Raw genomic sequence first — 236 nt, forward strand, 5'->3', positions numbered from 1 at the left:
GATCGAGTAGCCCGTAATCGGCCAACACCGGGAGGCGAGTGTTGACGTAGGATCTGTTCTTGTCGAGGTGGGCAGCGATGTTGATAGCGTTGTTGCGCCTCCCGTTCGAGAGGATCTGTAAGATCTCGAAGTCTGTTGGGACAGTCAGCCGCATCACCTGATAACCAACGTGATCGTATATATATCCTTATGAAAAGAGATGGTCGGCGTATAAGCTATACACGGCGGAAAGTTCT

At 50.8% G+C, this 236-nt stretch carries 1 pseudogene; it reads right to left on the bottom strand.

Going from position 1 to position 236, the window contains the following annotated elements:
- Positions 1–154: pseudogene (locus EXE42_RS20555) on the bottom strand (ArsR family transcriptional regulator); the annotation flags it as partial.
- Between the last annotated feature and the right edge of the window lie 82 nt (positions 155–236).

Origin of the sequence: Halorubrum sp. SP3 (assembly GCF_005435195.1) — an archaeon.
Lineage (GTDB): Archaea > Halobacteriota > Halobacteria > Halobacteriales > Haloferacaceae > Halorubrum > Halorubrum sodomense.